We start from the raw sequence: 5592 nt of genomic DNA, 5'->3' as shown, positions 1-5592 counted from the left end.
GTTTCCTCTTCGACTTTACTATTCAAAGATAAGCTTTAATTGGAAAAATGTTACCAACTATTTTTGGCCACATTACTCTTTTATGTAAGTGTGTAAACCACTTGATAGTCAGTCATTCCCCTGTGTGGAGAGCAGTCGGAGAGGGTAGTTGGTATGTATAAAACAAGACTTTATAAACCTTATAAACCTTATGAACCTTATAAACGTTATGACTTATTTCAGTTGTTTATAAAATAGCGGATGGATAACCTGCCATAGTACGATTCCGGCGGTGACGGATATGTTGAATGAATGTTTGGTCCCGAACTGGGGGATCTCGATACAGTCATCCGAAAGATCAACCACTTCCTGCTGTACGCCTTTTACCTCGTTTCCGAAAATGAAAGCATATTTTCGTCCGCTTTCGATGGTAAATTGTTCTAGGGAAATACTGTTCTCCACTTGTTCCACGGATAGAATCGTGTACCCCTCATTTTTCAATGCCTGAACCGCATCGGTGGTTTCTTCGAAATATTCCCAGTCCACGCTTTCTTCTGCACCGAGGGCTGTTTTGTGTATTTCCCGATGGGGTGGTGTTGCCGTGATACCACAAAGATATATCTTGGAAAGCCGGAAGGCATCGGATGTGCGAAACACGGAACCAATGTTATTCAAGCTGCGCACGTTATCCAGTACGACCACGATCGGGAGTTTTTCAGCGTCTTTATACTCTTCCGTGGTGAGTCGGTTCAGTTCTTCATTGAGGAGTTTACGAGACATGTTAATTGAAAATTGAGTATTTTCGATTAGGGTTATTGATTTATTGCTTCACCGATAAGGGTTGCAGGGGTACATTCCGTGACACGAACCTGAACGAGTTCTCCGACTTTAGCTCCGTTATCCGGGAAGACGATCACCTTATTCTGGCTGCTGCGACCGAAAAGTTCATCCGATTTCTTCTTGGAAACCCCTTCTACGAGTACCTCGAATACTTTGCCCACGTCTTTCAAGTTGCTTTGGTGAGAAATCTCCACCTGCATATCAATGAGTTCCTGCAAACGACGTCCTTTTACTTCCTCGTCCACGTTATCCGGCAAGTTGCGAGAAGCCACGGTACCCGGACGTTCCGAGTATTTGAACATGAAAGCGGAGTCGAACATCACCTCTTTCATCAAGGCAAGAGTCTGCTGATAATCATCCTCGCTTTCATTGTGGAACCCGACGAACACGTCCGTGGAAATTCCACAATCGGGGACGATCTCCCGGATGGCATGAATCCGGTCAAGATACCATTCACGGGTATATTTTCGGTTCATATCTTTCAGTACGGAATTACTCCCAGATTGGAAGGGTAGATGGATGTGTTTGCAAATATTGGAATGGGTGGCTATCGCACGTAGAATGTCATCATTCATATCTTTTGGGTGTGACGTGGCGAAACGGATACGCATGTTGGGTACCGTTTGGGCAACCATGGCGAGTAATGCCGGGAAATTCACTTCCTGATTATCTCCCCGCCAGAGGTAGGAATTTACATTCTGACCGAGTAGTGTCACTTCCTTGTAACCTTTGGATTGAAGGTCTAGAACTTCATTGACAATACTTCTGGGACTTCGGCTACGCTCGCGTCCTCGGGTGTACGGAACGATGCAATAGGTACAGAAATTATTACATCCCCTCATGATGGAAACGAATCCGGATATGGCTGTTTCGTCAATTCGGGAAGGGCAGATGTCCTTGTAGGTTTCCGTGGTAGAGAGTTCAATGTTGATGGCTTTCTCGCCTTTCTCGGCTTTCTCAACCAAGAGCGGGAGATCCATGTACGCATCGGGACCAACCACGATGTTCACGTTCTTCTCCTGTTCAAAAAGAGCCTCTCCCAAACGTTCTGCCATACATCCCATGATGGCGACCAGCACGTGTGGGTTCTTTTTCTTTACCTCGGAAAATCCTTGTACCCGTCCGCGAACCCGTTGTTCCGCATTTTCACGTACGGAACAGGTGTTCACCAGAATCACGTCTGCTTCACTTTTTTCTTGCGTCCGTTGGTATCCTTTGTCTTCCAAGATGGCTGCAACCACTTCACTGTCTGCTACGTTCATTTGGCAACCGTAAGTTTCGATATAAAATTTCTTTACCTTCATTCCTGATTTTATTTGCAGGGGGCAAAGGTAATGAATTTTAGTCTACGGGCTTTCTATTTTCTTTTAAAAATACAAAACCATATTTTCGTTTGTCTTGGAAATACATATAGTGTGTATGTTGTCGTTATCCATTCGTTCCTATAGAGCATGTGTTCATCGATAGTATATCGAAGAGATGTAAGGGGTATTGAAACTCAGGCATTTATTAAGTTTAGAGGAAAAATGTATTTGAAAATTTGCATTGAAATTCTTTATGAACTACATTTGCCTCGTTCATTTGTCTAATATGGTCCTCTCTGTTTAAGAGGCGGACGTTTAGGAAAAGAGCGTCTTATTTAATTCTTCGGGCAAAGATCACTCCGTGGATGATCAGGAGGCGCAGCTTTGTCCTGGAATGAATGAATAAAAATTATGTAATGCTTAAATTGTCCGATAACGAGCTACATTGGTATGTTGCAAATACTTGTCGTCAGGAGAAAAAGATAAAACAGCGTTTGGATAGCATGGGGATCGAGAATTTCATTCCGTTCCAACAAATTGCACGAAAAATTCATGGTGTTGATAAATTAATTGAAGTACCGGTTATTCCTAATCTGGTATTTATTCATACGACCTTTAAATCTTGCATGTCATTGATTCAAGAGTATGCTTTTGACATGCGTTATTTGAGGGATCGGGAAACGGGTAACTTTTTGATTGTTCCCGATAAACAGATGAATGATTTTATGTTCTTGCTTGACTTCTCCAAAGAAATGGTGGAGGTGGTGAACGAGAATCTGAAAAAAGGCGATAAAGTACGTGTCATAAAAGGGGATTTTGCCGGGATCGAGGGTGAATTGATCCGGGTGAAAGGTCATAAAAGAGTGGTCGTAAGGCTGGAAGGGGTCGTGTCTTTAGCTACAGCGTATATTCCTGGTAGTTTTCTGGAAAAGATAGAATAGAAGAATGAAGAATGATTTTTTTCATGACTTGTACATGTCCATTCGGGATGTACGAGTAAGGGATTGTTCTGCAATGTCATTATCTCATTTGCTACATGGTTATTTGTCCGTGTACGCGATGGTACGGGTTTCTCCCACTTTGGAACGGGAGTATGGAACATTGCAGGAAATTCATGAGCGGTTACGTGAAATAGCCAAGGAATTGTCGAAGGCAATGAAAGATACTTCTATCGAGTTGGATGAAAGGATAGGATATGTGGCTGATTTGATGGATGCTTATCAGACATATTCGGATATGGATCTTTTGAATGAGGCGTTGGATGTGGCTTATCGGATATTGACCGTGGATGAAAAAGGGGAGATCGTGATACCGGGTAGAACTCCTAACGTGTGTCGATTGCTTTGTAATTGGTACTATTTTACGGGGGAGGAGTGGTGTTTGGAGATGGCGGAAGGGATTGCTGGAGATTACGATAATCAGAAACAAAAGCAAGTATGGCAGTGGTTACGGACGGAGAGATGCTTTAAAAATTTGTCAGAAGATACGATACTTTTGGAGAGATGGATGAAAGAAGAGAAGGAGATTTTGAGTAGTATTATTATTTCTATAGAAAATACCGGAATAGCGGGTAGAGAAACTTTTTGTTTCGAGATATTGGGGATGTGGGAATTGAAGGGTAAAGGTTTTGAATTATAATTGAAATCGTTAAATATATCATGAAGAATTTTGCTTTGATCGGGGTTGCCGGTTACATCGCTCCCCGTCATTTACGTGCCATAAAAGACACGGGTAATCGTTTGGTCGCGGCTTACGACAAGTTTGATAGCGTGGGAATCATGGATAGTTTCTTTCCTGAAGCGTCCTTTTTCACGGAGATGGAATTGTTCGATCGTTATTGTTCCCGGATTAAAGGAGGCGATAACCGGGTGGACATAGTTTCTATCTGTACTCCTAACTACCTGCATGACGCTCATATCCGTTACGGATTACGCTTGGGGGCTGACGTGATCTGCGAGAAACCGCTGGTGTTGAACCCGTGGAATATCGATGCTTTGGCCGAGGTGGAACGGGAAACTGGGCACAAGGTGAACAATATCCTTCAACTTCGCTTGCATGACTCGATCAAGGCCTTGAAAAAACGAATAGACGAGGGTCCGAAAGATAAAGTTTACGACGTGGATCTGACTTATATCACTTCTCGCGGTAGCTGGTATTACACGAGCTGGAAAGGAGACGAGCGCAAGAGTGGAGGCGTGGCAACGAATATCGGTGTTCATTTTTACGACATGTTGACCTGGGTTTTCGGTGGGGTGAAGGAGAATATCGTTCACGTGAAGAGCCATGACCGTGTAGCCGGGTATTTGGAGCTAGAACGAGCTCGTGTTCGTTATTTCTTGAGCATAAATGCCGATAACCTGCCGGAGAATGCCGTGGAGGGAGAAAAGCGCACGTATCGTTCCATCCGTATCGAGGGAGAGGAATTCGAGTTCAGTAACGGTTTCACGGAGTTGCACACGGAAAGTTACAAGCACGTTCTTTCCGGTGAAGGTTTCGGTTTGGACGAGGTTCGTAATTGTATAAATATCGTTCATCATATCCGTAATGCGGAACCGATAGGTTTGAAAGGTGATTATCACCCGCTGGCTAAATTACCTCTCGTGAAACATCCTTTCGGTTGGACGAGATAACATTCTCTCGTTTTCAATTTTCAACATTCCATTTTCAATTGTCATGTATAATAAACTAGTGAATAAAGAGGCCAAGCTGGCGCTTGTCGGTTTGGGTTACGTGGGTTTGCCCATCGCGTTAGAGTTTGCCAAGAAAATCTCTGTTATCGGTTTTGATATTAACGAGGAGCGTCTAGCGAAGATGCGACAGGGGATAGATCCCTGTAAAGAGCTGGATCATGCCGCTTTTGAAGAGGCTGATATAAAATTTACCTCCTCTATTGACGAGTTACGGGAGGCTTCATTCTTTATCGTGGCCGTACCGACCCCGATAGATCGACATAACCAACCGGACTTGACCCCGTTGTTAAGCGCGACACGTTCGGTCGCTCACGCTTTGAAAAGGGGAGATTACGTGGTTTACGAGTCAACGGTTTACCCCGGTTGCACGGAGGAGGATTGCTTGCCGATCCTGGAAGAGATTTCCGGCTTGAAAGCGGGAGTTGATTTTAAAATTGGTTATTCACCGGAACGAATCAACCCCGGGGAGAAGGTTCACACGTTACCTAACACGATAAAAATAGTGTCGGGCTGTGACGGGGAGGCGTTAGATGTCATCGCCAAAGTTTACGAGCTCGTGGTTAAACCGGGAGTCCATCGAGCCCCGAATATTAAGGTTGCCGAGGCAGCTAAGATTATCGAGAACACGCAACGGGACGTGAATATCGCCTTGATGAACGAGTTGTCGATTATTTTCAGTCGAATCGGTATCAACACGTATGACGTGTTGGAAGCTGCCGGGACGAAATGGAATTTCTTGAAATTCTACCCGGGATTGGTAGGGGGACATTGTATAGGAG

6 protein-coding genes are annotated in these 5592 nt (G+C 44.1%); 4 read left to right on the top strand and 2 right to left on the bottom strand.

The annotated features are described in order from the left end of the window. Nucleotides 1-213 precede the first annotated feature (213 nt). Together AB5542_RS20305 and miaB are read right to left on the bottom strand one after the other, a co-directional pair. Nucleotides 214-759: an RNA methyltransferase gene (locus tag AB5542_RS20305; RefSeq protein ID WP_270593596.1), complete on the bottom strand. Its 546-nt coding sequence runs from the start codon at nucleotides 757-759 to the stop codon at nucleotides 214-216. 32 nt (nucleotides 760-791) lie between these two features. Then, nucleotides 792-2123, bottom strand: a complete 1332-nt coding sequence (gene miaB / locus AB5542_RS20300; protein ID WP_118305036.1) for a tRNA (N6-isopentenyl adenosine(37)-C2)-methylthiotransferase MiaB — start codon at nucleotides 2121-2123, stop codon at nucleotides 792-794. Between the two features lie 416 nt (nucleotides 2124-2539). Between miaB and AB5542_RS20295 the strand changes: the two genes are divergently transcribed. The 4 genes from AB5542_RS20295 to AB5542_RS20280 all read left to right on the top strand — a co-directional run. Continuing rightward, the gene (locus tag AB5542_RS20295) at nucleotides 2540-3064 is read left to right on the top strand and encodes a UpxY family transcription antiterminator (RefSeq protein ID WP_118305035.1); all 525 of its coding nucleotides are present in this window, start codon (nucleotides 2540-2542) and stop codon (nucleotides 3062-3064) included. A gap of 4 nt (nucleotides 3065-3068) precedes the next feature. Next, complete coding sequence (locus AB5542_RS20290) at nucleotides 3069-3761, top strand: hypothetical protein (RefSeq protein ID WP_279040065.1); 693 nt, start codon at nucleotides 3069-3071, stop codon at nucleotides 3759-3761. A gap of 20 nt (nucleotides 3762-3781) precedes the next feature. Beyond that, on the top strand, nucleotides 3782-4753 hold the full coding sequence (locus tag AB5542_RS20285; RefSeq protein ID WP_279040064.1) for a Gfo/Idh/MocA family oxidoreductase: 972 nt from the start codon (nucleotides 3782-3784) through the stop codon (nucleotides 4751-4753). Between the two features lie 43 nt (nucleotides 4754-4796). Then, on the top strand, nucleotides 4797-5592 hold a 796-nt coding region (locus AB5542_RS20280; RefSeq protein ID WP_368243397.1), incomplete at its 3' end, for a nucleotide sugar dehydrogenase.

It is taken from the genome of Butyricimonas sp. RTP31003st1_G1_RTP31003_210430, assembly GCF_040920905.1.
GTDB classification, from domain to species: Bacteria; Bacteroidota; Bacteroidia; order Bacteroidales; family Marinifilaceae; genus Butyricimonas; species Butyricimonas paravirosa.
The sequence above is the reverse complement of the archived record's forward strand: the minus strand, read 5'-3'. Positions and strand labels throughout refer to the sequence as shown.

Excerpts from the sequence above, each read along its gene's own strand:
- AB5542_RS20305 (WP_270593596.1), bottom strand. The coding sequence starts at position 759 with ATGTCTCGTAAACTCCTCAATGAAGAACTGAACCGACTCACCACGGAA.
- miaB (WP_118305036.1), bottom strand. The coding sequence starts at position 2,123 with ATGAAGGTAAAGAAATTTTATATCGAAACTTACGGTTGCCAAATGAAC.
- AB5542_RS20295 (WP_118305035.1), top strand. The coding sequence starts at position 2,540 with ATGCTTAAATTGTCCGATAACGAGCTACATTGGTATGTTGCAAATACT.
- AB5542_RS20290 (WP_279040065.1), top strand. The coding sequence starts at position 3,069 with ATGAAGAATGATTTTTTTCATGACTTGTACATGTCCATTCGGGATGTA.
- AB5542_RS20285 (WP_279040064.1), top strand. The coding sequence starts at position 3,782 with ATGAAGAATTTTGCTTTGATCGGGGTTGCCGGTTACATCGCTCCCCGT.